The sequence below is a fragment of the Nocardioides jensenii JCM 1364 = NBRC 14755 genome, from assembly GCF_001552535.1.
Lineage (GTDB): Bacteria > Actinomycetota > Actinomycetes > Propionibacteriales > Nocardioidaceae > Nocardioides > Nocardioides jensenii.
In genome coordinates this window covers 82,969-107,918 of sequence record NZ_BCRJ01000003.1, presented here as the reverse complement: position 1 = coordinate 107,918, position 24,950 = coordinate 82,969, and the positions used below count along the sequence as shown (strand labels likewise).

Below are 24,950 nucleotides of genomic sequence, written 5' to 3'. Positions count from 1 at the left end.
ACGGACCCATCCCTCCCACAGCAAGGAATTGCCTTGAACGAGCAAACCACCACCTACCAAGCCGTCGCCCTGGTGACCGGAGCGAACAAGGGAATTGGCCGAGGTGCCGCTGAGCAGCTCGGGGCGCTTGGCATGACGGTGTTGATCGGCGCCAGGGACGCAGGACGCGGCGACGAGGCTGCCGCGGCTCTCCGTAGCCTGGGGTGCGACGCGCATGCGGTCACGCTGGACGTTACCGACCCGGTCTGCGTTCATGACGTCGCGAAGTTGGTCGGGGAGCGTTACGGCCACCTCGACGTACTGATCAACAACGCCGGCATCACTGGATCGGGTCAGGTCTCGCCGGATGACGCGCAGAACCAGATCCCCAGCGCCGTCGACGTGGACATGGTCAGAGAGGTCTTCGAGACGAACGTCTTCGGAGTCATCACCATGACCAACGCGATGCTCCCACTCCTGCGGCGGTCGCCAGCGCCACGTATCGTCAACGTCGCCAGCCACGCGGCGTCGCTGACGCTCAACAGCGACCCCGACGGGCCTCTCTCAGCACTGGTGCCGTCGGCGGCGTACTCGCCCTCCAAGACGGCCTTGACCGCCCTGACGGTGCAGTACGCCAACGAGTTGCGTAAGGACGGCTTCCTCGTCAACGCCGTCGCGCCTGGTTTTGTCGCCACCGACAGCAACAACCACACCGGGTTCCTCACGGTCGCGCAGGGCGCCGCGATTCTGGTGCGCCTCGCCACACTCGACGCCGACGGACCGACCGCAGGGTTCTTTGCCGAGGAAGGCCCGGTGCCCTGGTGATGCGGGGCCACCTGACCCCTTGGCCCAGCGTCCTGAGGAGGAGAGACACGTGCATGTGTTCGTAGCAGGCGCGACCGGCGTGCTGGGTCGGCGCCTCGTGCCGCAATTGGTGCTTCGTGGCCACCGGGTGACCGCAACGACGACAAGTGAGGCCAAGTTGGCCATGCTTGACGAGATGGGTGCCGAAGGCGTGTTGATGGACGGGCTCGACGCAGCCTCGGTGGGTGAGGCGGTCGCAGCTGCGCAACCGGATGCGATCGCGCACCAGATGACCTCCATCTCCCCGAAGCCCGACATGAAGCATCCTGACCGATGGTTCGCCATCACCAACCGCCTCCGCACCGAAGGCACCGACCACCTGATTGCTGCAGCACAGGCAACCGGTGTCTCGCACATCGTGGCGCAGAGCTACGCCAGCTGGAACGGCGAGCGCACCGGTGTCTGGGTCAAGACAGAGGAAGACCCGCTGGACCCGGGGGAGGGGCGAATGCGTCCGGGGGCGAACGCGATCCGTCACCTCGAAGACGCGATCGCCGAGGTCGACGGCGCTGCCCTGCGGTACGGCTGGCTCTACGGGCCAGGCGCTATCGACGACACCGTCGCGGTCGTACGCAAACGACAGTTCCCGCTCGTCGGTGGCGGTCCCGGTCACACGTCCTGGGTGCACCTCGACGACGCCGCCAGCGCGACGGTTCTCGCCCTCGAGCAGAAGGCACAGGGCGTGTTCAACATCGTCGACGACGAGCCGGCTCCGGTCAGCGAGTGGCTTTCTCACCTCGCTGCCTGCGCGGGTGCCAAACCGCCCATGCAGGTCCCCGTCTGGCTTGCCCGAGTGCTTGCCGGCGACTTCGCGGTGACACTGATGACCGAGGGACGCGGCTTCACGAACGCCAAGGCCAAGCGAGAACTCGGCTGGGAACTGCGCTACCCGTCCTGGCGAGAGGGCTTCAAGGAGGAGCTGCAGTGATACGGAGCGAGAAGGCGGCCCAGTTCGAAGAGCTGCGGCCACTGCTCTTCTCAATTGCGTACCGAATCCTGAGCAGCGTGAGCGACGCCGAGGATGCCGTACAGGAGACGTGGCTCCGATGGGATTCCTCAACGACCACCCCGACATCAGTCAAGGCCTTCTTGTCGGCGATCGTCACCAGGGTCTCGATCAACGTCCTCAACTCGGCAAGGAAGCGGCGGGAAACCTATCCCGGGCCGTGGTTCCCCGAACCGTTGCTCGGCGACCCGTACCAAGATCCAGAACGGTCGGCTGAGCTCGCCGACTCAATGTCCATGGCTGCCCTGGTGCTGATGGAGCGACTCAGTCCTCTGGAGCGTGCCGTTTTCGTGCTTCGGGAGGTGTTCGACTTCGACTACAACGAGATCGCTCGGGCTGTTGGACGCTCCGAAGCGGCATGCCGCCAACTCGTCGTTCGAGCCCGCCGCCACATGGACACCGGGCGACCGCGATTCGAGGCCGACCGCGAGGCGCGTGACCAGCTCGCCGAAAGGTTCTTTGACGCCTTCAGTGAGGGGAATGTCGAGGGGCTTCGCGATCTCCTCGCCGCCGATGTCACCATGGTCGGAGACAGCGGCGGCAACGCACCCCAATGGGGGAGTGGGATTCTCGGCGCCGAGAAGGTGTCCCGACTCCTTGCCACGCTTGCACCGCCATTCCTGCGGATTGGCGGAAGCGTGGAACTGCAACAGGTCAACGGTCACCCCGGCGCCGTTCTGCGCGACCAGGAGGGCCGAGTCGTGAATACCCTGACACTCGAGATCTTCGAGGGCCAGGTCCAGACGATCCGCGCCGTGATGAACCCGGACAAGCTCGGCCACGTGGGTCCCGTGGCGGACACGTGGGCGCTACTACGCGACACGCAGGAGGCTCGCCGAATGCCGACCGACCCGGGAGTGCGCCGACCGCGCGGAGATGCCTCGTCTTCACCCGCCGTGACCGAGCTGCAGACCGAGAGGCTGACGCTGCATCCAGTCGACACCGCCGAAGCCGAACGCATCATCGCCCGCCGACGCGGCTGCGAAGACCGTTGGATGGAGGACTATCCGTTGGACGGGGACCTCTACGCGCTCACGGCATTCCTCAAGGCCTCGGACACGCATGGTGATCAAGGTCCGTTCCGCTACTACCGGATCATTCGGGCTGTCGACGGATGGACGATCGGTGGCATCGGATTCAAGGGCAAGCCAAGCAACGGCTCTGTGGAGATCGGATACGGGCTCGCTCCGTCCGCGCGTGGGAGACGGTACGCAGCAGAGGCTGCCCACGCGCTCGTGGCGCTGGGCCGCCAACACGGGTTGTCCCGCATCTTCGCCCACACGGACGAGGACAATGTCGCCTCACAGCGGACCCTCGAGCGCGTGGGTTTCACACGGACTGGCGTGAACGATGATGCGGAGCTCGTCTACGCGATCGATCTGGTGACGACGTGACCACGTGCCGTAAGAGTCCTCCGCGACGGCGATGGTGAGGACAGACTCCGGGTCGATCGCGACCCTCACTCCGTGGGAGAGATAGACCGATGACACTCGCACTGTTCACCTCCGGCGGCACGATCTCCATGACGACGCCCCGTGGAAGCAGCGGCGCGACCCCTCGCCTCCGCGGGCGCGACTTCGTCGACATGACTCCCGGACTGACGGAGATCGGCCACGAAATCGACGTGCATGACGTGGTGCCGGTGCCGAGCGCCTCCCTGCAGCTCGCGACAGTGCTGGACATCGTCCGCCAGGCATCCGAGCTGGTCTCAGGCGAGCACGCCGGGGTGATCCTCACCCTGGGCACTGACACCCTCGAGGAAGTCGCATATCTGATCGACCTCCTCTGGCCTTGCGACGAGCCATTCGTCGTCACGGGCGCAATGCGCAACGCCACGCTCGCCGGCCCAGACGGTCCAGCCAACTTGCTGGCAGCCGCAGTCGTCGCAGCGGACCCGGCAGCGCGAGGCATGGGCGCTGCCGTGGCGTTCAACGACGAGGTGCATGCAGCGCGGTGGGTCCGCAAGCAGCACAGTACGAGCCTCGCGACTTTCGGCTCGCCCAACCAGGGACCGATCGGACATGTGATTGAGAACCGGTTCACAGCCCTCAATGTGCCGCGCCGACTACCGTCCCTCGCCTGCCCGGATCCCGATACTGCGGCCTGCACGCGCGTGGCGCTCTACACCGCATCCTTCGACGACGACGGACTTCTCCTGGACGGCGTCGAGGAGACTCACGACGGGCTTGTCGTCGCAGCACTGGGCGGTGGCCACGTTGCAGCCTCCACGGCTCACCGGCTGGCAGACATCGCGCAGAGGATCCCGGTGGTGCTTGCATCTCGCACCGGGGCTGGCCCAGTCCTGCGCAAGACGTATGGGGCCGTGGGCTGCGAGATCGACCTGCAGCGGCGCGGCCTCCTCAATGCCAGATACCTCGATGCCTTCAAAGCGCGCGTCCTGCTGCGAATCCTGCTGAGCACGGGCGCCGACCGCGAACAGATCACCACAGAACTCCATCGACGCAGCTGAGCATCACTACGCGGGGGAGGCCCGGGATCTGGGCAGGATCGAGTCTGACACTGGCGGAGCTCGGCCCAGATGGGTCGTTCGAGGGCTGGATCCCGGAGCTCGGACCGGTCGGTCTATCAGCATCGATGTTTCGTCTGGCTGGCGGTTGAGTCGCTGACCCTGGTGGTCGGCGGTGTGTGACTGGTTCTCCGAGTCCTGATCGTGTGTGGCCGATGATGCCGTCAGGCGGTGTGAAGTCTGGTCCAGCGGGTGCGAGCATTGAACTCGCTGGCGCGGTTCTCGGTGGCCACAGTGACCCGGCTGACCCTTGGGCGCGCACCCGCGTGCGGCACTTCAGAACTGCGCGGCTCGGTCATCCCGGTGTAAGTGCGATGATTGGCAGGAAACAGTTGGGACCTGTCAGATAGTCGCTCGCACGGATGCGTGCGCGGGCCCAAAATCGGGTCATGACATTCCAATCGCACGCCACCCAGCCATCGCCGACAGTCGTCAACACCGAGACGGCCGAGCGCCGCAAGGTAATCGATGGGATCGTCCGACGCGATCTGCATGAGACTGATTACGCGAGGGGATGGATCATCGACTTCGCCCCTGGTACGCAATGGCCGGCAATCGATCATCATGACTCCGAGGAGCGGTACTTCGTCCTCAGCGGTGAAGTTATTGACGGAGATGAAACCTACTCGGCGGGGAGTTACGTGGTGTTTCCGGCTGGATCGCAACACCAGCCGCGCTCAGAAGTCGGAGCCACCATGCTCGGCATCAACATCCGCGTGCAGGCTGTCGAGGCGTAAGTCAGGAGTCCGGCGTCATGCGGACACGCCTTCGCGTTGACAGGCCGGGGATGTCGGGACGCCATGGTTGAGGAAGCCGATGGGGGGGGCGGCCGTCGAGACGGGATGGCAACTGCCGGGCTCGCTCGAAATAGGCAACGTCCATGATTGTGCCTGAGCCGCAGTGGCATTTCGTGAGCGAGCGTGACCCGTCATCGAAGGCGGCGAAGGCGCAATGGCACGGGTATGTGTCGCAGCTCGGCTCAGCAGGGGCAGACCTGTCGGCGTCCCAGTTGCTGAAAGAGGCAGAGGGCATCGGCAATGTCGCGATTCATCCTCCGGTCACCAGCACGCGCACGACGTCGAGCCTCCAAGGCGAGAGGTGATCTCCGCAGCCGCAACTGGCGTCGCGCCAGACTGAGCGTGCATCCGATCCGTGCGAGCGCCAACGTCAGCAGGCCACGTTCGCGTCGCCGGTTTCTCCGAGATCCATCAGCGCCGTGAGAGTTCGAGAGATGAGAGTGTCGCTTTCCCGGAGAGTGTCTCGGTCCAGTGGCATTCTGGGTCAGAAGGGCTCGAGGCTGAACCGTCCCCATGCCAGGAAGGCCAGCAGGGCGAGGAACAGAACGTCTCCGACCAGATAGGTCCATTCGTTCCGCCGGAACCTGGTGGTGACCGCGCCCGCCATGATGAGCGTAAGGCCTGACGCGGCAAGCGGCGTCAGCACGGTCGCGACGCCGACGGCCGGCGGAATGATCAGGCCGACCGCCCCCACCATCTTGATCGTCCCGATCGCTTTGAGGTGTCCCGAGCCGAAGTCGTCGGCGTACTGCCAGGTCGGGGACAGTGAGCGGTACTTCTGCTTGGTCAGCAGGACCAGGGCGGCGCCACCGCCTAGGTAGACGGCCGTCATGACGCCAGCGATGATCCAAAGTGCCGTGTTCACAGGTGATCCTCCATCGTTCCGTTCAGCCCGTCGGGCTCCTCGTTACGATGACGGATCGCAGCACGCGTTCGTAACGGCCGTCTCCGCCAGCCGGCGCGCCGAGCTCCCGGTGCCCGCGCAGTGTTAGACGTTCCAGCCAGAGCGCTTCGGCAAGACAGAGCCCCGCGGGGTGGGTCCTCGGTGCCCTACCTGCCGCTCTCGATGAGGCGTGATCAGTGGACCTCTCGATATTGGGTTGGTGGATCAGATCTTGCGACAATGAGCCTTGGGGAAGCCGGTGAACGTCAGCACTTCGGCCTTGCCCTCGTCCATCAACGGACCGACCTTCGGAAACGAACTGGCGAGATGGTCACGGACCTCATTCCACGCCTTGCTGATGGCCTCGGGGTCGGGTCGGGCGAAGACCTTGCGGAAGCGCGGCGACCAGCCGACGCGGGACTTGGGCATGTGGGTGAGCAGGCTGCGCGCGAAGCGCACCCGGCACCCCTGATGTCCGGAACCCTGAAAGGATCGCTTCAACGCCGCCACCGGTCCGGAGTGCTGATCGGAGATGACCAGACACACTCCGGGCAGGCTGACCAAGCTTCCGATCAATGAGCCCCGACGTGATTGTCGGTCCAGTCGCGTCGGGGAGCCACGTTCGCTGATCGTGTCTCGCATTCAACCTCTTGTCCAGCTCAGCTCGGTGTGACCGTGCCCTGGCTGAGGTTGGCAAGGCAACACCGGCTTCGGGCCGTCGCTGAAGTCGTCAAAAAGCCGCCGCCATGACGTGCAGACGTCAGTGACCTGACCCCCGAACGGGCACCACGATATTCCACTCCACTTCTGGATCGACACCGGAACCCAGCGCAGCCTGTGCGCAGAGTCTTCCCTGCTCGCGCAGGGGATTCGTGACGGTGATGATCCCGGATTCCTGCGCCTCGACGCTCGCGTCCCACCCGGTTATTGCGGCTGTATGTGGGCCACCGGAAAGGGCGTCGTCGGCTCCAAGTGCCAGCTCGTCACTCATGGCCAGCACCACGAGGGGTCCGTCGAGGCCAGGAAGTGCTGCGCGGACGGCCAGCTCTGCGTCGTGTCGACGGTTTCGCTCGACGACAGTGACGACAGTGGAGTCCCAGTCGAGCGAGGCGTTCGTCAGAGCGTCGCGGTAGCCGGCGAGCCGCTTCTCAGTGACTGGAAACAGCACGCTCTCCGGTAGGTCTCCTCCTCGTCCGACGCAGGCCAGTCGCTGGCGGTCGAGCGGAAAACTGACGATGAGTGGCGTTCCCACATGACGGAGGGCCTCTGTGGCGACGGCTGCTGCTGCGCTGCGGTCGTCCTGGGTGATGCACACGATGCCGTCGGTCATGGGGCCGCCTTGGATCGCCGCGGTCCTCCTGCTGCGAACGATGGCGTCCAGCACCGGATCGTCTCTCGTGGTGGTCCAAATGACGAAGGAGTCAACAGCTGCTCCAAGGACACGATCGACGTCCGAGTCGTCGCCGCGGGTGGGAATGAGCATCATGCCGAGGTCTTCCTCGACGCACACATCTGCGACGCCGGCGAGGAACAACCGCGCCTGCGGGTCGTCGAAGGCGTAGGACAGGTGCTCGCCGATGACGACGCCGAGCTGGTGGGTGCGTCCTGACCGAAGCGCTCGGGCTGTGCTGTCGGGTCGCAGGTATCCGATGCGCTCGGCAGCAGCCATCACGCGACGCCTGGTCTCTTCGGCCACGCGCGTGGGTTGGTTGAAGGTGTAGGACACCGTCATGACGCCGACGTCCGCCGCAGCAGCGACGTCCTTGAGCGTGGGGCGCTTCCCGTGACCGACCATGCAAACAGTATATGTGTATCGTTACACACATGGTCTTTCGCCGCTCCGTAGTCGCCCGTTTGAGTCCTCACCTCGCGTTCGCGTCGTTCGGCGTGTTCTGGGGGAGCTGGGGTGCTGTGCTTCCGTCCATCAAGACTCAGGCCGAACTCACCGATGGAGAGCTCGGAACGGCGCTGCTGTGTGTGGGCGTGGGGGCCTTGCCCGCCATGCGTCTCACCGGCAGGTTGATCGATCGTCACGGGGTCCGGGGCTCTGCCTGTTGTCTCGCCCTGCTCAGCACCTCGGCTGTGATGGTCGCGATGGGGTCCAAGGGCGCTGTCTCGGTCGCGATATGCATGCTTGTCGTCGGTGCGAGCTCCGGTGCCGCAGATGTCGCGATCAACACCATGGCGGGCGATGCGGAGCGACGAACCTCGCGGCCCGTCCTCACCCGCGCACATGGATCCTTCTCTGCGGCGGTCGTCGTCTCCAGCCTTGGTATGGGAGCGCTCGCCGCGGTCGGAGCGAACCTGCTCACGAGCCTGGGCATCGCCGCTCTGACAGGTCTGGCGCTATCGGCCCTGGTGTGGACAGGCGCATCCCTCGACCATGCAGACCGACGTGAGTCCACGGGCGTCCAGGTGCTCCCACCCGCGCTGCCGTCGACATCCGCAGGGCGGGTCTACCCGCTCCTGGCCCTAGGACTCGTCGGGGCGCTCGCATACGCGACCGAGAATGCGCATCAGAGCTGGGGGGCGATACTGATCACAGATGTATACGCCTCGCACGAGCTGGCCGCGCTCGCCCCTGCAACCTTCGCCGCGACTGCCGCGGTGACACGTCTCAGCCTCGCGCCACTCTCTCGTAGCCATCCCGTAGCAATTCTGACGGGCGGCGGGGCCGTCGCCTGTGTAGGCACCGTCGTGCTGGCCGCTGCATCGAATGTCCCGATGGCTCTCGGTGGGCTGGCCATCGCGGCAGGTGGAACAGCGCTGCTGTTCCCGACACTCCTGAGTCACGGGTTGCGTTCCGTCGCGCCCGGTGTCGCCGGAGAGGCGACTTCGATCGTCGCGACGACCGCCTACCTGGGCTACCTCGCGGGTCCCGCCTACGTTGGGCTGCTGGCCGAACGCGCAGGCATCCGCGCAGCATTTCTTGGCGTAGGATTCCTCATCCTTGTTTTCACCGCCACTGCCGCGCTCACCGGTCGGTGGTCACGTCAGCAGGCGAGCTCGACCCTCGCACTCGAGGGTGACCTGAAGTCAGGCGCATCCATCGCCGACGCGGTGGAGATCTGGTGTCGCGAGGAGGTTCAGGCTCATGGAGACCCGAGCGCTCACGGGAGGTAGCCCGAGTTCGCGCAGCCGGCAAGGGCAGAAGGACCACGGCAGGTATCAGTTTTGGCGCAGATCGACACGGTCCCGATGCCGAAGTGAGTCGGCGGAAATGGTCGCGGTCCAAACGCCGCGATTCGACTGGCTGATTGCGTGGCGTAGCGCCATGCCGTCGAGAGGCGCGGCCTCGCCGCGCGGGTGTCGTTGTTACCAATCTTCGGTCTTGCTCGTCCCAGAGCATGACCGGATGTTGCTGCGCTCCCCGAGCGCCTCAGCGCCCTCTCTCCCATCCGGGGGCTGAGGCCTCCAGCAAGAGCCTTCAATTCTGAAAATGAGGGAAGTGTTCGATGACCAAGACCGCATCCGTGGCCGAAACCAGGTGGGTCGTTGGGCGCTACCATCGCGAGGCGCCCAGTCGGGCCGTCGTAGTGGTCGGTGTTGTCATGGCTCTTTGGTGCGCGGGTTTTGCCGCGGTCAGCGTTTGGTTCGAGCTGACGAACTACTTCGACACCGGGCAGTATGCGGACGAAGCGACGGCTCTTTCGGTGGTGAACTGGTTCGTCGTCGTTCTTAAGTTGGTGGGGGTGGGCGTTGCGGTCCTGGCCGTCCGTGCGCGGCTCGTCGCGCCTCGGCTGGTCGGGGTGATGTTATGGGCGGCCTTCGCCACTGTCGCGGTGTACGTCGTCGGCAGCCTCACCCAGGCATTCGTCATGCTCGCGGGTATCGCCGGTGACGCCGACGATGTCGACGCCAAGTCTGTGGCGTACTTGCTTGCGTTCATGCTGGCGGCCGCGGGCTTCGGAATCCTCGCGGTCTCTCATGCGCGCCGTGCTGCGCTCAGCACGAGCGTCAAGCTGGTCGGTGCCTGTGGTGCTCCCGTTTTGCTGGGTGGCGTCCTGGTGATCTTGCCAGCGATCCTCGAAGCGGTGGGTTTGCTCTCTGCCGCCTGAGGGTTGCCGAGTGGTGACGCAGCCGTGTGCCCTGAGCTTCGCACCCACCGTTACCAGCGACGCACGTCAGAGCGGGGACGGGCCGTCGAACACCTACCGGGATCATCAACGTCACCGCCGTCGACCCTCCTGCTCAACGAGCCACTTGCAAAGCGACTTCGTGTCGCACCACCTACGGAGTGTCTTCCGGCTCGAGAATCTTGTGATGTCGCACTCCCAAGCTTCCCCTCCTGGGTAGCCACTTCTCCACACCGATCAGGCCGCTGCCTCGTGAACGATCCGGGTAAGAGACATACGTTTCGTTCCAAGTGCCGTCCAGCAGTCGGCGTCCGAGGCGCGAGCCGACGACGACGGTCACGAGTATCTCCGCAATCCACACGCATGATCAGCCGTTCCGCGACCTCATCGACCCCGATGGCCCGCCGGATCGGCGGGCATTGGCAGCCGGGGACCGGGAACGAAGATTGGCACCAGCCCTCCGAACGATATCAATGAGCCAGTCAGGTCTTCGGCAACGGCAGTCGTGACTATTTGCAGGGCTGCAACGTCCTTCTCTTAGGAAGTCGAAACAGAGGAGGCAACATGGCACCCACTGAACGAACGGCCGTCGACTTCGCGCTCCCCGCGACGAATGAGCGCGTGGAGCGAGCGGCGGCCGCACTGAAAGCACACGGATTCACCTCGGAGGTCCTCGAGAACGCCGCAGCCGCTCGGGTGCGCGTCCACGAGCTGATACCCGACGGATCCCGCGTGCTCACCGCCGCCAGCGAGACCCTTCGCCTGTCCGGCATCGACGAAGACATCAACTCCGGCACGCGATACCAGTCGGTCAGGCAGCAGGTGCTCGCCCTGAACCGATCCACTGACGCCGAGGCGATCCGACAGCTTGCTGCGAGTCCGCACTTTGTCCTCGGCAGCGTCATCGCGGTAACGGAGACGGGGTCGGTAGTTGCAGCCTCAGCGAGCGGCAGCCAGCTGCCTGCCTACGCCGGTGGGGCTCGGGCCATCTGGGTCGTCGGCGCCCAGAAGGTGGTGCCGGATCTCGAGACTGCCACCCGTCGGCTCGAGGAACACGCCCTACCGCTCGAGAGCTCCCGCGCCCAAGCAGCCTATGGGCAGGCCAGCGCAGTAAATTTCCTGCTCACCATCAACGCGGACCCGAGGCCAGGGCGCGCGACGGTCATCCTCCTGCGTGACGCCATCGGATTCTGAATCGGAGACGCTTCCGCGACGCACTAGACGCCAACAAAGCGCTGTGCCGGAGCCGCAGCCCCCGAACGCGGCGATGAAGACCCGGAGACGCCTGGGGCGCTCCACGACGAACACCCCGAGGACGTCGAACCAGGACCACTCGCCGTCTGCATCCCACGGCTCCTGCTGAGTTGGCGAACTGTCGCCGCCCGGATCTACCTGAGGAGCCTCAGGTCGGGCCTCGCGAGACAACGGGACATCGTCAGCTCGCTCTGGGAGGCGGAGGGTTGATGCCTTACCTTGTTCGATCGCGTCCCGATTCTGGGCCAGCAGTTCCGCTACGGCGCTTGCCAGTTCCGCGTGGTCAATCGCCATCGCGATCTGCTTAGCTGCCCTGATGATCGCTGCTCGGTGTCGAGAAGAACCGTTGACTGACGCGGACTTGACCGCCGCGGCCACACCGGGAAGGGCCCTGCTCAACTGCTCCACTAGGTCGGCAGGAAGGGGCGAAGCCGCGATCTCGCCGATCGTCTCGTCCAGCTCCCGGGCATTGTCGCGTTCTAGCTCCTCGCATCGATAGCGGTCGGTGTCACCGCCGACACTCGCGGCGCCGATGTCTTGAGCAGCGTCATGGGCCGCTCTCGATCGTTCAATCGTGTCTGGGGCAAGGACGGTATGGCCGGTTGTCCCGTTCGTCTCGGACGACTCTGGGTATGTCTGCGATCCGGCAGGCGACGTCTCCATGGCAGTGGCCAACGCCTGCACGAGGAAGTGCCATTCCACAGGCAGCCAGAGCTCGGGTCTCGACCACTGGGGGTTCTCCGCATATTGAACGAGCAGGGCCCACATCCCGCCGATGTGATCGCCGTCGTCATGTGTCAGCACGACCACGTCGGGTCGCGACTGCGCGGCCCGCGCTCCGATCTCTTGGGCGCACCCCACGTCTACGACGACCCGACACCTCGACTCATCAGCGGCCCAGATCCAACTTTCCCCTGGCCACTTCGGAGCCGAGCGCGAAGCCGGGTCACTTTGTGGGTACTTCAGTCCCCAGACGATCAAAATGTCCTCCCCTTTTGGTGCGCGGACCGGCACGCCGTCGAGTCTGCCGCACTGTCTTCTGCGAAGAAGCCTCTTCTGCAACTCTTAGGACTTGATTTGACGGACCAATGGCTGACCTGTCGGAAAATGAGTGGAGGTCCGTTCCTCGCGGTTGCGAGCGCGCCTCAGATCCGTTCGCTCGCCGAGAGATCCACGTCGACACGTCATTCGACAATCGGCATGGGGCGTGTCGTAGCCTGAGAATGTGGCCATCAGCGAGACATCCGTTCAGCGCTTCTACGACGCAGTGGAGGCTGCACGAGCAGATGTGGCTCGTCGTGAGAAGAAACTTCCCGTCCCGATGAATGTTGCGACGAAGATTTCGGACGAGGACATCTTGGCCATGGATACCTCGCTGGGCCTGGAGGCGGTCCGAGCGTTCCTCATGTCCGAGAATGGAGAGCGCTACAAGGTCAGTAGGGAAGGCGACAGCCTAGAAATCGCCCTCTTCCTGAACGACTAATCACCCAGCGCTTAGTCGTTCCTCAGTCCTGGTTGGCGGGCGAGAAACTCGCACCCTCCCATGAACTTCGGTGGGCGAGACCCAGCCCCGCGCTTTGAGCGTGAAGTTGCACGCGGCCCATGTTGGTCTGCATGTGCGCTCGCCTGTGTTCGGGTGCGGCGAGCAGGGGAGAGAGGGAGGACTTTAAGGGCGCGCTGATCACCGACGTCCTTTCAGGGCTTGACAGTCATAGGCGGCGATATGGGGCAAGTCAGGCCGTCGATGTGGGCGAACCGGAAGAAGCCCCGAACCGCGTGCATCAACTGACGATCGAGGAGTCCATCGGTCCAGAGTCGTGGAGCTGGCCGATGTAGAGCTCGCCGTGGGCGCGTTAGATCCCTTGCCGCGGGTCGAGGCCGTTGCTCTCGCACCAGGTGAACCAGCGGCGTAGTTGGAAAGCGTACAGCTGATGGGTGTGCCGGAGTAGCGGGCGAGGAATGAGACTGCGGCCAGTTGGTCCGGAGACCTCTCAGTCGGCGGAAGGGTAGAAGTGTGGTCGTGGCTGACATGGGGTTACCTCGCTGCGGCCTCAATTTGATCCGACCCCGCCCGCCGTCAACGCAACCGAGCGTCTGGGCCTCTCGATGGTGGCCTCTCCCGCGGTGGGCGCCAGCATCACAGCGGTGCTATGACACTGGCCGCTGTCGAGAGGGGTGCGACAGGTTGAACTGAACGAGTCCTTGAAGTCGACCAATAAGCCCCGTTGGGGCTCAGATTGGTGGCTCTCGGCGCTTGAACTCCTCAGACGCCGTCGCCCAGTCTTCTGGGTGGGAGATGGGAAGAAGTCGGAACTGCTGCTCGTGAGTGCGGTCGCATGGAGTCCTCGCATATGTCTTCATCCGGCTGTGGTCCTGGATGAGCAGCATCTCCACGACCTGCGCTGCTGTTTGCAGCTCGGCTTGGATGTCAGCAGCGTCGATGGTGGTAGGCGAGGAGATCGCACCGTTCTCGTCGCGGTCAACGTAGAATCCGGCTTGCTTGTGCAGATTTGCCGCTCGTGCCGCATCCTCGGCCTCGCGCTGTCGTCGGGCAACGTTCTCCTCTCTGCTCTCACCCTCCGGCCGGCGAAGACGACTGGAGTCTCCCCAGAAGAACGCCAGTTCATCGCCGAACACGAACGCTTCCAAGTACTTCTGGACGTGACTACGTCCATGCATCGCCAGCATGCCGACCTCTCGGGTCGTCTCTGTGCCCGTGCTCCACGCTGTTTCGAACTCGTCGTAGATCCAGAGCGCCTTACCAAGTTCCTCCTGGGCGAGCACGGTCAGTGACCGTGCGCGGCCGAACGACTCGACGCTGAGGAGGACATGCGCGTCGTCGATGAGCGCCGACGCGTTGTCCATCAGCGCCTTCCAGAACACCCGCGCCTCGCTCGGCCGCATCGTCACCATTCTCTGAGTCTGCCTGAGGCGACCGACATGGCCCGGCTCCTGAGGGTTCTGGCCTCGTCCGGAAGTCCTAAGGCGAGACGATCCTGTCGGTGTCTGTGAGTATGTTTCGGACTATGGCAAATCAGAATTCCCCCACGGACGACGAGCTGCTCTCGCTCGCGTTCTCGCTGCACGCCAACCCTGGCGCCTATGCGCTACTGATCGGCGCAGGCGCCTCGTTCTCCTCTGGCATTCCCGTCGCGTGGGACGTTCTGCTCGATCTCTGCCGGAAAGCGGCTGCAGCCGACGGCGAGGACATCGGAGAGGAGGCCCCCGACACGTGGTGGCAACGGACCCGCTTCCAGGAACCCACCTACAGCCTGGTGCTCGAACGCCTCGCAAAGACTGCGGCCCTGCGACAGGCACTCCTTGAGGGCTACTTCGAGGTCAGCGACGCCGACCGCGAGGCCGGGATCAAGCAGCCGACTGCAGCCCACAGAGGCATCGCCCGCCTGGTGGCCTTCGGCTCCGTCAAGGTCATCATCACACTCAACTTCGACCGCCTTGTCGAACAGGCGCTCCGGGCGGCTGGTATCGAGCCGACAGTCATCACCCACCCGTCAGAGATCGATGGGATGCGCCCCCTCCACCAGCTGGACTGCGTCGTCATCCATCTCCACGGCGACTACAAGAACCCGGACTCGATGCTCAACACCGAGAACGAACTCGGCAGCTACGCCCCGGCCACCAAAAGGCTCCTCCGACGCATTCTGGAGGACTATGGCGTGCTCATCGCCGGATGGTCTGCCAAGCACGACAAGGGTCTGCGAGAGGCCATCCAGGGCTGGCACACGAACATCGCCCGTTACCCGCTGGTCTGGATCGATCCCCATGACCTGGGAGAGGAAGCGTCGGCCCTGCTCGACCACAAGCGTGGAACGCTCTTGAAGTCCACCGCTGACGACGCTCTCGGCAAGCTTGCCGAGGCCGTGACGTCCTTGCGGTCTCGCAATGCGGTGCACCCGCTATCCGTTCCCGTCGCGGTCGCCACTGCGAAGCGAGAACTGTCGGGCCGTCCGGTCGCTGTCGCCGTGCATGACACCCTCGCCATAGCGTTCGCCGACCTGCACAAGCATCCTGACTTCAAGTACGACAACAGCCGTGACGCCGAAGAAGTCGGCGGGTACCTCAAGATCCTCGAACGCATCGAGGAGTCGACCAAGCTTCCTGCAGCCCTGACCGCAACGCTGGCGTACTGGGGTGACGCGAGCACCGATCGCTGGTGGCGCGGCGAGCTTGAACGGTTCTCGTACCGAACCCAAGGTGGCGGTGACACCGCACTGCTTGAGGTTCGCCGCGTGTCCGGTCTGTGGTTGTTCTACGCCGCCGGTGTCTCTGCCGTCCTGGCCGGGCGCTGGCAGCTGCTCGCCGACATCTTCAGCACCTGGGTCCCATCACGCACCAGCTACGACGGCACCCGCCAGTCGCTCGCCAAGTTCTACGACCCGGGCGCTATCTACAAGGCACCGCAGCATGCCTCAGCGTTCTTCGAGACGCTCCAGCCGGTCCTGATGGAGGCCACCTCGGTAGGCGCCGAGGCGCTCGACGAGGCATGGCAAACCTTCGAACTCCTGCGGTACACGATGCACGTTTTGGAGGGGGAGAAGTTCTCTGACCTATGCACCGACTACTGGAACGCCTCCAACACCCTGGAACAGGCACAGAAGACCTACGACGTCGCCAACGCACGCAATGACGGCGGAGATCTGACGCAGCTCCAAGCGGCGCGGCACGAAGCATGGCAAGAGGTCGGACGGCTCATGGGTCAGATCGTGCGCCAAACGTACTACGAGCCCGTCCATGTGCTCACTGCAGACACACACACCCAGGATCGGGGGTGGGTGGTTCCCCTGGCAACCAAGCTCGGGGACGAGCTTCGCGTTCTCCGTGACACCCATGACTTCATCGCCAACGGCCTCTGGGACGAATCGGCACCATTCGTGGTCGCTCTCGATGCTGTGTCGGCCGGTCTTGGGATCCTCGGACGAGAGCTCGCCTATGGGCAGCTTCCTGCCGGCGGAGGGGTAGTGCCAAGCACGATGTGGCTCGACACGCGGGACACCATGTACGAGCGCGGCCCGCGCACTCTGCCCGTCTGAACGCGTTCGTCAGTCAGCTTCGGGACGGCCGCCTAGAATCATCGGACAAGTTCGGGCGACTTACGGCTGAAACTCGAACGGACGATACGCCCGGCATCTTCGGCATGTGGTAAAGGCCGAGGTCAGTTGCAAAGCAACCCCGCTTGGATGTATCGCGTCAGAGGCGCGTGCTGCTGCGATGACCTTCGAGGCTCGCACGCCGCCGCATCATTGTGGGGGCAAAGGGCTACCTCGGTGGACAGTTGGGGCATAGGCTCCGACGGGAGAGCAGGCGGCGAGAAACGGGCGACTTGAGTCCGACTCTTGCACTCTCCCTTTGCGATGTTGGCGGGCGAGAACACCGGGACGCACAACTGTCCCTATCCACCTAGGTTGTAGCGGCGTAGGGGAGCGATCAATCGGGCTCAAGAAGTTCCTGCGGTCTTCAGGTTTGGCCGTGTCGTGGTGCAGGAGCGTTGGTCTCGTCCAAGGCCAACTGTCACCCGTCCGGGCAGCATGTCCAGCATGGGGCAGGTGACTACGCCTGGCATCAGGCCCGGATGGAGGGCCGGCCTATGGGCCTAGGGTGTGCTCTCATCGGGTGGTGTGATGGGCATGGCGGCCCATGCGGCGGAGAGGTTTTTGGGGGTGAGTGGGTGTTTGTCCCCGGGTTGTAGGTCTTGGGGGAGTAGCTCGTCCCAGAACTGGCGGTGCTGCTCGGCGTGGAGGACTGCGGCGACTCGGCCGTGGATGGGTTCGCGCGCGTGCTCGGCGGTCACTTGGAGGTAGCGGTGGGCGGAGTCTTCGGCGCGCCACGCCATCACGGTGGGGGATTTCAGGACGGTGGCCCAGGCGAGGAGTTCGGAGGGGCTTTCCACGGTTGCGGTTACATCACCCACGATGGCGAGTTCGCGGCTGATGCGCAGGAGGATCGACAGTTCGCGGGCACTGCGGGATGGGTACAGCATCGTTGGTCCTGGTGAGAGCTGACGGTGTCCGGGGTGGGGCTCCGGGTCCGGAGATGGACCCGGAGCCGATGCGGTGGTCGGAGGAGATCATGCCTGGCGGCGGGGCACGTCGGTCATGCGTGCGGCCCACTGCCTGGCCCGAGCCAGCGTGCAACCCACGCGGTCGGCGGCAGAGGCAGCCTGTCTCCGGACTCGGTCAATCAGTGAAGTCATCGTCTCCCCTCCTCTCCTGGTGTTCTGCGGCACGCTTCACTGTCAATCGAGGCAGCCCCTGCTGGGTCAGCCGGCGATCTCCTTGCGACTCTCGCCGCCGGTGATCTCGACCCTGCGGGGCTTGGCCTTCTCGGCCACGGGAATGCGGACGGTCAGGACCCCGGCCTCGTAGTCGGCCGTGAGGTGGTCGGAGTCCAAGGTGTCGCCGAGGAACAACTGGCGACTGAAGACGCCGTGGGAACGCTCGGCGAGGACCCGCTCGGCACTCTCGGCCGCGGGCGCCTTGCGTTCGGCGTGCACGGTGAGCACGTTCTGCTCCACGGTGAGGTCGATCGCCTCGGCGCTCATGCCGGGCAGGTCGATGTGAATCACGAAGTGACCGTCTTCGCGGTAGGCATCCATCGGCATTGCCGCCGGGCGGCTACGGGTGCCTAGCATCGCCTCGGTGAGCCGATCCAGGTCACGGAACGGATCGGTGCGCATCAACATTGGTGTTCTCCTCCCTTGTCGGTGTGGTCGGTGTCGGGCGATCGAGCCCAGCTCGGGCCTCACCACCCGACCCCCGTATCTGTGTCGGGTAATACAGATTTTGTCTCACTGTGGCAGAATGTCAAGTGTCATTCTGAACAGATATTTGAAAGGGCTTCTGCGGGATGGAGCGTGCAAGATGACTCAACGTGAGATGGGGACGGCTGCCGCCCTGAACGTGCTGGGCTTGCCCCCCGTTGCGAGTGCGACCGAGATCGTGTCGGCCTACCGGCGCTTGGCTCGACGCACTCATCCTGATCTGTGCCCCGACCCGGACGCGGAAGCACGCTTCGTCACCCTCACTGCCGCCTATCGCCGGGCCCTCGACACCGCTGGCCACGCGGCCATACAAGCTGCCGCGGAGTCCTCCAGGTTCTCACCCACCCGGCCCCAGACTCGGCATGGCAGGAAGCCGGTGCAGTTCACCGCCGGACCAGTCCACTACAGGCCAACGCCACCCGTGCCGGCATCGGGGAAGGGATGACCATGGGTATCGACGACCTCAGCCCTGGACACGCCTTGTACGGGATCTCGGTGGCCTCGGAACTCACTGGGGTGAACCCACAGATGTTGCGTGCCTACGAAGCCAAGGGGTTGGTCCAGCCCTACCGCACCGAAGGGGGCACCCGTCGCTACAGCGGAAACGACATAGAGCGGATCGAACGGATCGCCACCCTGCTGGCCTTCGGCCTCAACCTGGTCGGTGTCGAACACGTCCTCGCTCTCGAAGCAGAGAACAGAAAACTCCGCGAGCAGATCGCGACCCTGCGCCCACGCGATCAGACCCAAGACACCTGAAGGCCCTCGAAAACCACGAACCGACACGAGGTACTCCCATGACTGCCTTGGAAGTGCACACCACTCACGAACCGAGTTCCTGCACCATCAGCGTGATCGGACCAGTCATCGCCTGCAACATCGTCAAGCTGCGCGACCACATGCACGCACTGTTCGCCCGGACACCCGCGCTGAACGCATACCTGGATCTCGGCTGCTGCACCTACATCGACCTCGATGGCCTCTTCTTCCTCGCCAATGTCCGAGACGAGCTCGCGAGGGCAGGCGGCACAATGCGCCTAGTCCACACACCTCCACTGATCGTCCGGCTCCTTCGCCAACACAATTTCGACGACCTCATCGACACGGACCCGCACGATCAAGTCGATGGGGAAACCAAAGGACCGAAGGCAAAGACCTCACTTAGCCAAGGGCCCGTCACCAGGCACAATCCGGACTAAAGAACGGCTGCACGATCTGGTGACAGGATCGACTGAGGCAGAATCCGGGCCCGTCGAACCGCTCCGGTGCACTCTCCCTTTGCAACTTTGGCGGGCGAGAACACCGGTACACACAACGGTCCCTATTCACCTAAGTTCAGTGGAGGCGCGGAGCGATCAGATCGTCACGAGAAATCTTCGACCGGGCTTCGGCATCGGCGAGTCCTACCCACGATCCTCGCGTCGCGCCCGGCGTGACCTGGGTCGTCACCGGATCGTGCAGCAGACCCAAGTGGTCGTTCACGCAGAGGACAGGGTGCTTGCTCGAGGCAGTTGGTCATACGGGCTGCCAGATCCTTGGTTCGTGGACTCCTAGGGTGTGAGGCCCTCACGTACGGCCCACAGAGCGGCCTGTGTCCTGGATGTGAGCCCCAATTTGGAGAGCACGTTGCTTACATGGGTGCGTGCCGTTCGCTCGGAGATGAAGAGCCGATCGGCGATCTCGCGGTTGCTGAGCCCGTCACCGACCAGAGAGAGCACTTCTCGCTCCCGGGGTGATAGCAGTTCCTTGTCGCTCGGCGGCGCCATGAGGTTCTGAGTGAGATTGCGGGCAACCCGGGGATCGAGCGCAAGGCCGCCAGCGAGGACCGACCGAAGGGCCATCGCGATCTCGTCGGGGCCAGAATCCTTTCGAAGAAATCCTGAAGCACCCGCTTCAAGGGCGTTGCGGACATGTTCGGTCTCATCGAAGGTCGACAGGATCACGACGTGTAAGTCGGGGAACTCACGCTTCACCACATCCGTGGTTTCGAGACCACCCATCCCTGGCATCATTAAGTCCATCAGCACGACATCGGGGAAGTCGCCGTGCCTGCTGAGTATGCGTAGCTCGTCGATGGCCGAATGCCCGTTGCTCGCCTCACCGACAACGGTCATCCCCTCCAGTTGATCCAGGAACATCTTGATCCCGCTACGGACGACAGCGTGGTCATCAACCACGAACACCTTGATCACACGCCGCTCCCTTCTCGTCGCGGAACCATCACGCTGACTTCAGTTCGTCCGGGGCGGCTCTCGATCGTCAACGTTGCTCCCAAACTGCTGGCACGCTCTGCCATGGTTTTAAGGCCGAAGTGGCCTGAAGGCTTCTCATCCCTGATGAATCCGGTGCCGTCGTCCGTGATCTGAATCCTGACGAGGTCGGAATCGGACCAGAAGGTCACCTCGAGCAGCCCGGCTCCCGAGTGACGCGCGGCGTTCGCCATCGCCTCCTGCGCGATGCGCAGCAGTTCCAACTGGTCAGGATAGGGAAGATCCAGATTGTCTACGTTCGACGAGACGGTGGTCTCGATTTCGTGTTGTGCGGCCAGGGAAGTCGCGTGGCGGCGTACCAATTGGATTAGTCCCACGGTCTCGAGGGCCTCGGGCCGCAGGTGGTGAATCATTTCGCGCATGTCGGCTAGGGCATCGACGGAGAGTTGGTGGAGCTGACCCAAGCCGTCAGCGAGGTGCTTAGGCTCGGCCGTTGCCCCTTCGGCGGCGAGCTGGAGCGCCCGGGAGCGCATTGAGATGCCGAACATGGTCTGTGACACCGAGTCATGCAGGTCCCGGGCGATGCGGTGGCGCTCTTCCAAGGCTGACTTGCGCGCCATGCGAGCAGCGAGCTCGTGGTTGACGATCGCCACCGCCGCCATCTCACCGATGGTGGACAGGAAGTCGACGTCGCGAGCTTCTGGTTCCTGGCCGCTTCGGTAGAAGAGCGTGATGCTGCCTATGGTCCTGGTCACCGACTTGAGCGGGACCGCGACCAGTGTGCCCCAGCGGTGGGCTCGCAGGATGTCGTGCACGGGTGCCCAGCGGTCATCGTCCAGTACGCGATCGCACCACCCGGGAGCCACCAAGGGCCGCTGGGACGAGAAGGCTCCGAGCGAGGCCAGCGGTGCACCGCGCTGGATACATTCCGTCAACCTTTCGGCATAGTCGTCGGGATACCCCCCGGCGGTGCCGACCTGTTTCACGCTGCCGTGGTGATCATCGAAGAGTACGAGCGTGCATGCAGCTTGCCCGCTGGCGTCCAAGACACATGTGGCGATCTCACCGAGCAGGGATTCATTGTCGCTGGCGGTGGCAACGGAGGAGGCGGTCTGCACGAATGCGGTGAAGTGCTTCTCGCGCCGGAACTCCTCGGTGCGGTCACGGAACGCGATGTACACAAGATCATCCGACGCGGTCTCAGTCACGTCGACCAGGCGTGATCCGCCGGCTCCTGGCAGGACCGCGCGGTAGCTGTTTCCGCCTGGTCCAGGCTCGGGGACCTCGAACATGTCAGCGGGCGTGTCCGTGAGGTCCTCTGGCGAGGATCGCAGGATCTCTGCACCCGCGGGATTGACGAACAGGAATCGCCGTTGGGCGTCAAGAATCGCTAGGCCCTCGGTGCTGTGTTTCACCAGTACGTTGGAGGCCAGCCGCAGGTCGTTGGTGGGGCGGCGCGACCCGGACTCCTCGGGGTCAGTCAGCACGGACAATCTGCTGACCTCCTCGGATGTGATGGATGTCATCAAGCCTAGACCTGACTTCGCGCCGGGCAAGGCGGGAGCCGGAAAGCTTGGACAAATGACTCATTCGTTCGACCGCTAGCGGAGGTCACGACCCTGCCACGAATGGCGTGCGTGTCCGCCTCGTGCCGCGGGTGCGGCACCGTGCCATCGGCGAGACTGGGACCAAGGTCGGCGAGGGGCTGACCATGTCCAGGCGGTGACGATGCCAGAAATTCTCGACCCACACGTGGCCCAGCTGCTGAGGTTGCTCAATAGCGCCTTTCCGCTCCTGGGAACCGATGTGACCGATGCCGCTGAGGCGCGTTTGCTCTTCAACAAGCTGCGAAAGCCCGTAGATCAGCCAACCTGTGTCGGCGAGGTGCATGAGATCGACGTGCGCGGCGCGCGCGACGGCAAGCTGGCAGCTCGGCTGTACCGCCCCCGCGGTCCGCAGGCCGACCCGAAGGCCGCTGTGCTCTTCTTCCATGGCGGGGGCTGGGTCCTTGGTGATCTGGATAGCCATGACGAACTGGTCAGGCAACTGTGCAATTCCTTAGGGCGCACCGTGGTGTCGGTTGCCTATCGCCTGGCCCCGGAGCATCCCTTTCCCGAGCCGCTCGACGACGTCATCGCGGCCGTGCAGGACCTGGGGGAGCGGGCCCTCCAACTCGACCTCCACGCACCCTTCGTCGTCTCCGGAGATAGCGCCGGCGGAAACCTCGCTGCCCTGGCAAGCCTGGAAGCGCGTGCTCGGGAGGAGCTTCCGGTCGCGGCGCAACTGCTGCTCTACCCGGTGTTGGATGCCACTTGTTCGACGGCGTCCTACCGCGACAACGCGTACGGGTATTACATAACTGTTGACCACCTGCGCTGGTTCTGGGACCAGTTCCTTGGGGCTCAGCCCCTGGAGGACGCAGCGACACGGTGCTCGCCTGCTCGGTGGCCCGACCTCCGGGAGGCACCACCAGCCGTCATCATAACTGCCGGCTTGGACCCGTTGCGGGACGAGGGCCGAATGTACGCCGAGGGGCTCGCCCGGGGCGGTTGTGACGTCACGCTCCTGAACTACCCACAGGCGTTCCACGGCTTCCTCGGATTTGCCGCTCAACTGCCTGTCGCCGCCGAAGCGTTAACTGCCCTGGGATCGGCACTCGATCGAATTCTCGGAGGAACTCATGGCAGCGAATGACGGGGACTTCAACGGCTTGGTCGCTGTTGTCACAGGCGGTGCCTCAGGCATCGGCAGAGCGGCTGCGGAGGAGTTGCACAGTCGTGGTGCCCGGGTGATCGTTCTCGACCGAGACCAGGCCGACCTCGGGCCGCACATCCACGCCGCCACCGTCGACGTCGGCGACAGTGACGGGATCGAGGCGGCCATCGACGGTGTCGCCGCTAGGTGGGGGCGTCTGGACGTACTCGTGAACTGCGCCGGTATCGAGGCTCGGGGGAATGTTGAGGACTTGGCCGACGATGAGGCCCTCCACCTGCTCGACGTCAACGTCATGGGCGTTCTGCGGACCATGCGGTCGGCAATCCCGCACCTCAAGAGGTCGCCGCATGGTGCGATCGTCAACACCAGTTCGGTGTCCGCCGTTCGGGGAATGGCTGGGCTCGCGCTCTATTCGGCCAGCAAGGGGGCCGTGCTCGCCATGACCCGTGCGATCGCTGCTGACCTCCTGCCCTTCGGGGTCCGGGCCAACTGCGTGTCACCTGGCACGGTCAACACCCCCTGGGTCGGCCGCATCCTGGCCGCGTCGAGCTCGCCAGAGGCCGCCCTCGCGGCATTGGAGTCCCGACAGCCGATGGGCCGTCTGGTCGAAGCCCAGGAAGTGGCCTCCGCAATCGCCTACCTGGCCAGCCCCCTGGCGCCGTCTGTCACTGGGACGTCGCTGGATATCGACGGGGGACTTGTTTCGCTGTCCCTGGCCCCCGACGTGACGAGAGTGAACGACCCCGCACGCGACAAATGACTTAGCCACATCGAGTCATCCGTGGAGATGGACGCGTCTTGGTCGCCCTACGAGATGCCGTCCGGTGCCGCACGACGCGTCTGGTGGCCGGGGAGATGGTGGTCACACACCAATCATTCCAGCCGAAAGGCGCACCCCAATGACCGCTGTAATCACAGTTGCTCCCACCGGTCCGATCGCGAGGACGGCAGACAACCCGCACCTCCCGGTGACGCCGGAACAGATCGCCGAGCAGGTGAGCGCGGCGTACAACGAGGGAGCGTCAGTGGCTCACCTCCACTTCCGCGACGAGAACGAGCGACCCACGGCGGACCTCGACATCGCGCGCCGCGCCGTCGATCTCATCAAGGAACGTTGCGACATCCTGATCCAACTGTCCACGGGTGTGGGCCTAGGCGTCCCCTTCGAGGCTCGAGCCGCGCTGGTGGAGCTCGCACCGCAGATGGCGACACTCAACCCGTGCTCCATGACGTTCGGCGGCTCCGAGTTCTCCAATCCACCAGAAGATGTGCGGCGCCTGGCGGCTCGGATGCAGGAGTTGAATGTCAAGCCCGAACTCGAGGTCTATGACACCGGCCACCTGGACATGGCCCTGCGGCTCCGCGATGAGGGTCTGCTGGACGGCCCCCTGCAGTTCAGCATCGTGCTCGGCATCAACGGCGGGATGGCCGCTACACCCGAGAACCTTCAGCTCATGGCGAGCCGGATGCCCGAGGATGCGATCTGGCAGGTGATCGCAATCGGACGCGCGAATCTCCAACTGACCGCAATGGGACTGGCTCTCGGCGGGAACGCTCGAGCCGGTTTGGAGGACTGCCTGTTCCTCCGCAAGGGCGAGCTGGCAGAAGGAAACGTCCCGTTGGTACGTCGAACCGCAGATCTGGCACGAGCACTGGATCGGCCCATCGCAAGCGTCGCCGAGACGCGGAGCTTGTTGAACCTTTCCGGCGGACAATCAAACTGAACACAACAACGAACTTCTGACTACGACATCCGTCGTAGACGGACTTCCGGACCTGCCTGTCGCGCCTGCATCACAACACGGTGCTCTTGAGGTCACGGGGTCGGAACAATGACACACATCACTCTCCACGAGATCAG

Annotated in this window: 25 protein-coding genes and 1 pseudogene; 17 read left to right on the top strand and 9 right to left on the bottom strand. The window is 64.3% G+C overall.

The features are described from left to right. Positions 1-33: 33 nt before the first annotated feature. The 6 genes from NJ4_RS01230 (at position 34) to NJ4_RS01205 (ending at position 5,478) form a co-directional block, all read left to right on the top strand. Complete coding sequence (locus NJ4_RS01230) at positions 34-804, top strand: SDR family oxidoreductase (RefSeq protein WP_067428940.1); 771 nt, start codon at positions 34-36, stop codon at positions 802-804. 49 nt (positions 805-853) lie between these two features. Next, positions 854-1,771 carry an NAD-dependent epimerase/dehydratase family protein gene (locus NJ4_RS25450; protein ID WP_067428938.1) on the top strand — a complete coding sequence of 306 codons (918 nt, stop codon included), beginning with the start codon at positions 854-856 and terminating at the stop codon, positions 1,769-1,771. Continuing rightward, positions 1,768-3,243: an RNA polymerase sigma-70 factor gene (locus NJ4_RS25445; RefSeq protein WP_157550553.1), complete on the top strand. Its 1,476-nt coding sequence runs from the start codon at positions 1,768-1,770 to the stop codon at positions 3,241-3,243. The genes NJ4_RS25450 and NJ4_RS25445 overlap by 4 nt, the downstream gene beginning before the upstream one ends. Positions 3,244-3,332: 89 nt before the next feature. Beyond that, positions 3,333-4,319 (top strand): asparaginase, encoded by a 987-nt coding sequence (locus NJ4_RS01215; RefSeq protein ID WP_067428936.1) that lies wholly within the window; start codon positions 3,333-3,335, stop codon positions 4,317-4,319. 446 nt (positions 4,320-4,765) lie between these two features. Beyond that, complete coding sequence (locus tag NJ4_RS01210) at positions 4,766-5,113, top strand: cupin domain-containing protein (protein ID WP_067428934.1); 348 nt, start codon at positions 4,766-4,768, stop codon at positions 5,111-5,113. A gap of 143 nt (positions 5,114-5,256) precedes the next feature. Beyond that, positions 5,257-5,478: a hypothetical protein gene (locus tag NJ4_RS01205; protein ID WP_067428931.1), complete on the top strand. Its 222-nt coding sequence runs from the start codon at positions 5,257-5,259 to the stop codon at positions 5,476-5,478. A 179-nt stretch (positions 5,479-5,657) separates the two neighbouring features. Here the strand turns inward: NJ4_RS01205 and NJ4_RS01200 are convergent, their stop codons facing one another. The 3 genes from NJ4_RS01200 to NJ4_RS01190 all read right to left on the bottom strand — a co-directional run bounded on the left by NJ4_RS01200 (position 5,658) and on the right by NJ4_RS01190 (position 7,851). Continuing rightward, positions 5,658-6,038: a DoxX family protein gene (locus NJ4_RS01200; protein WP_067428928.1), complete on the bottom strand. Its 381-nt coding sequence runs from the start codon at positions 6,036-6,038 to the stop codon at positions 5,658-5,660. A gap of 243 nt (positions 6,039-6,281) precedes the next feature. Further along, positions 6,282-6,620 carry a transposase gene (locus NJ4_RS24925; protein ID WP_169799194.1) on the bottom strand — a complete coding sequence of 113 codons (339 nt, stop codon included), beginning with the start codon at positions 6,618-6,620 and terminating at the stop codon, positions 6,282-6,284. 196 nt (positions 6,621-6,816) lie between these two features. Further along, entirely contained in the window at positions 6,817-7,851 is a 1,035-nt protein-coding gene (locus NJ4_RS01190) for a LacI family DNA-binding transcriptional regulator (protein WP_067428923.1), read from the bottom strand. 29 nt (positions 7,852-7,880) lie between these two features. On the opposite strand from NJ4_RS01190, the gene NJ4_RS01185 reads away from it, so the two are divergent. From NJ4_RS01185 to NJ4_RS01175, 3 genes are all read left to right on the top strand, one after another. After that, on the top strand, positions 7,881-9,179 hold the full coding sequence (locus tag NJ4_RS01185) for an MFS transporter (RefSeq protein WP_157550551.1): 1,299 nt from the start codon (positions 7,881-7,883) through the stop codon (positions 9,177-9,179). 332 nt (positions 9,180-9,511) lie between these two features. Beyond that, a complete protein-coding gene (locus NJ4_RS01180; RefSeq protein ID WP_067428918.1) occupies positions 9,512-10,114 on the top strand; it encodes a hypothetical protein in 603 nt (200 codons plus the stop codon). Positions 10,115-10,696: 582 nt separating this feature from the next. Continuing rightward, complete coding sequence (locus NJ4_RS01175) at positions 10,697-11,326, top strand: LUD domain-containing protein (protein ID WP_067428916.1); 630 nt, start codon at positions 10,697-10,699, stop codon at positions 11,324-11,326. Positions 11,327-12,148: 822 nt separating this feature from the next. Here NJ4_RS01175 and NJ4_RS27090 read toward each other — a convergent pair. Next, a pseudogene (locus NJ4_RS27090) lies at positions 12,149-12,400 on the bottom strand (MBL fold metallo-hydrolase); the annotation flags it as partial. Between the two features lie 211 nt (positions 12,401-12,611). Here NJ4_RS27090 and NJ4_RS25435 point away from each other — a divergent pair. Then, positions 12,612-12,869: a hypothetical protein gene (locus tag NJ4_RS25435; RefSeq protein ID WP_157550547.1), complete on the top strand. Its 258-nt coding sequence runs from the start codon at positions 12,612-12,614 to the stop codon at positions 12,867-12,869. Positions 12,870-13,618: 749 nt separating this feature from the next. On the opposite strand, the gene NJ4_RS01170 is transcribed toward NJ4_RS25435, so the two are convergent. Further along, positions 13,619-14,299, bottom strand: a complete 681-nt coding sequence (locus NJ4_RS01170) for an AbiV family abortive infection protein (RefSeq protein ID WP_067428913.1) — start codon at positions 14,297-14,299, stop codon at positions 13,619-13,621. 113 nt (positions 14,300-14,412) lie between these two features. Between NJ4_RS01170 and NJ4_RS01165 the strand changes: the two genes are divergently transcribed. Then, a complete protein-coding gene (locus NJ4_RS01165; RefSeq protein ID WP_067428910.1) occupies positions 14,413-16,437 on the top strand; it encodes an SIR2 family protein in 2,025 nt (674 codons plus the stop codon). A gap of 560 nt (positions 16,438-16,997) precedes the next feature. Here NJ4_RS01165 and NJ4_RS01160 read toward each other — a convergent pair. After that, positions 16,998-17,384, bottom strand: coding sequence for a hypothetical protein (locus NJ4_RS01160; RefSeq protein ID WP_067428907.1), 387 nt, complete (start codon positions 17,382-17,384; stop codon positions 16,998-17,000). 279 nt (positions 17,385-17,663) lie between these two features. Continuing rightward, on the bottom strand, positions 17,664-18,086 hold the full coding sequence (locus tag NJ4_RS01155; protein WP_067428904.1) for an Hsp20/alpha crystallin family protein: 423 nt from the start codon (positions 18,084-18,086) through the stop codon (positions 17,664-17,666). 118 nt (positions 18,087-18,204) lie between these two features. Between NJ4_RS01155 and NJ4_RS27085 the strand changes: the two genes are divergently transcribed. The 3 genes from NJ4_RS27085 to NJ4_RS01145 are packed head-to-tail and all read left to right on the top strand — an operon-like array spanning position 18,205 to position 19,363. Next, positions 18,205-18,609, top strand: a complete 405-nt coding sequence (locus NJ4_RS27085) for a J domain-containing protein (protein ID WP_082748059.1) — start codon at positions 18,205-18,207, stop codon at positions 18,607-18,609. Between the two features lie 2 nt (positions 18,610-18,611). Next, positions 18,612-18,923, top strand: a complete 312-nt coding sequence (locus NJ4_RS01150) for a MerR family transcriptional regulator (protein WP_067428901.1) — start codon at positions 18,612-18,614, stop codon at positions 18,921-18,923. A 38-nt stretch (positions 18,924-18,961) separates the two neighbouring features. Next, positions 18,962-19,363 carry an STAS domain-containing protein gene (locus tag NJ4_RS01145; protein ID WP_067428898.1) on the top strand — a complete coding sequence of 134 codons (402 nt, stop codon included), beginning with the start codon at positions 18,962-18,964 and terminating at the stop codon, positions 19,361-19,363. 351 nt (positions 19,364-19,714) lie between these two features. Here NJ4_RS01145 and NJ4_RS01140 read toward each other — a convergent pair whose 3' ends face one another. Beyond that, positions 19,715-20,356: a response regulator gene (locus NJ4_RS01140; RefSeq protein WP_217996710.1), complete on the bottom strand. Its 642-nt coding sequence runs from the start codon at positions 20,354-20,356 to the stop codon at positions 19,715-19,717. Continuing rightward, positions 20,353-21,900, bottom strand: coding sequence for a histidine kinase (locus NJ4_RS01135; protein WP_067428896.1), 1,548 nt, complete (start codon positions 21,898-21,900; stop codon positions 20,353-20,355). The genes NJ4_RS01140 and NJ4_RS01135 overlap by 4 nt, the downstream gene beginning before the upstream one ends. A 202-nt stretch (positions 21,901-22,102) precedes the next feature. On the opposite strand from NJ4_RS01135, the gene NJ4_RS01130 reads away from it, so the two are divergent. The 3 genes from NJ4_RS01130 to NJ4_RS01120 all read left to right on the top strand — a co-directional run bounded on the left by NJ4_RS01130 (position 22,103) and on the right by NJ4_RS01120 (position 24,813). Beyond that, positions 22,103-23,068: an alpha/beta hydrolase gene (locus NJ4_RS01130; protein ID WP_067428894.1), complete on the top strand. Its 966-nt coding sequence runs from the start codon at positions 22,103-22,105 to the stop codon at positions 23,066-23,068. Then, positions 23,055-23,849, top strand: coding sequence for an SDR family NAD(P)-dependent oxidoreductase (locus tag NJ4_RS01125; RefSeq protein ID WP_067428892.1), 795 nt, complete (start codon positions 23,055-23,057; stop codon positions 23,847-23,849). Before NJ4_RS01130 ends, NJ4_RS01125 begins: the two co-directional genes overlap by 14 nt. Positions 23,850-23,988: 139 nt before the next feature. After that, complete coding sequence (locus NJ4_RS01120) at positions 23,989-24,813, top strand: BKACE family enzyme (protein WP_067428890.1); 825 nt, start codon at positions 23,989-23,991, stop codon at positions 24,811-24,813. The last annotated feature ends 137 nt before the right edge of the window (positions 24,814-24,950 follow it).

Bases quoted from the DNA above. Each gene is read 5' to 3' on its own strand.
- NJ4_RS01215 (WP_067428936.1), top strand. From the start codon at position 3,333: ATGACACTCGCACTGTTCACCTCCGGCGGCACGATCTCCATGACGACG.
- NJ4_RS01210 (WP_067428934.1), top strand. From the start codon at position 4,766: ATGACATTCCAATCGCACGCCACCCAGCCATCGCCGACAGTCGTCAAC.
- NJ4_RS01205 (WP_067428931.1), top strand. From the start codon at position 5,257: ATGATTGTGCCTGAGCCGCAGTGGCATTTCGTGAGCGAGCGTGACCCG.
- NJ4_RS01190 (WP_067428923.1), bottom strand. From the start codon at position 7,851: ATGGTCGGTCACGGGAAGCGCCCCACGCTCAAGGACGTCGCTGCTGCG.
- NJ4_RS01185 (WP_157550551.1), top strand. From the start codon at position 7,881: ATGGTCTTTCGCCGCTCCGTAGTCGCCCGTTTGAGTCCTCACCTCGCG.
- NJ4_RS01180 (WP_067428918.1), top strand. From the start codon at position 9,512: ATGACCAAGACCGCATCCGTGGCCGAAACCAGGTGGGTCGTTGGGCGC.
- NJ4_RS01175 (WP_067428916.1), top strand. From the start codon at position 10,697: ATGGCACCCACTGAACGAACGGCCGTCGACTTCGCGCTCCCCGCGACG.
- NJ4_RS01170 (WP_067428913.1), bottom strand. From the start codon at position 14,299: ATGGTGACGATGCGGCCGAGCGAGGCGCGGGTGTTCTGGAAGGCGCTG.
- NJ4_RS01165 (WP_067428910.1), top strand. From the start codon at position 14,413: ATGGCAAATCAGAATTCCCCCACGGACGACGAGCTGCTCTCGCTCGCG.
- NJ4_RS01160 (WP_067428907.1), bottom strand. From the start codon at position 17,384: ATGCTGTACCCATCCCGCAGTGCCCGCGAACTGTCGATCCTCCTGCGC.
- NJ4_RS01155 (WP_067428904.1), bottom strand. From the start codon at position 18,086: ATGTTGATGCGCACCGATCCGTTCCGTGACCTGGATCGGCTCACCGAG.
- NJ4_RS27085 (WP_082748059.1), top strand. From the start codon at position 18,205: ATGTCAAGTGTCATTCTGAACAGATATTTGAAAGGGCTTCTGCGGGAT.
- NJ4_RS01150 (WP_067428901.1), top strand. From the start codon at position 18,612: ATGGGTATCGACGACCTCAGCCCTGGACACGCCTTGTACGGGATCTCG.
- NJ4_RS01145 (WP_067428898.1), top strand. From the start codon at position 18,962: ATGACTGCCTTGGAAGTGCACACCACTCACGAACCGAGTTCCTGCACC.
- NJ4_RS01135 (WP_067428896.1), bottom strand. From the start codon at position 21,900: ATGACATCCATCACATCCGAGGAGGTCAGCAGATTGTCCGTGCTGACT.
- NJ4_RS01130 (WP_067428894.1), top strand. From the start codon at position 22,103: ATGCCAGAAATTCTCGACCCACACGTGGCCCAGCTGCTGAGGTTGCTC.
- NJ4_RS01125 (WP_067428892.1), top strand. From the start codon at position 23,055: ATGGCAGCGAATGACGGGGACTTCAACGGCTTGGTCGCTGTTGTCACA.
- NJ4_RS01120 (WP_067428890.1), top strand. From the start codon at position 23,989: ATGACCGCTGTAATCACAGTTGCTCCCACCGGTCCGATCGCGAGGACG.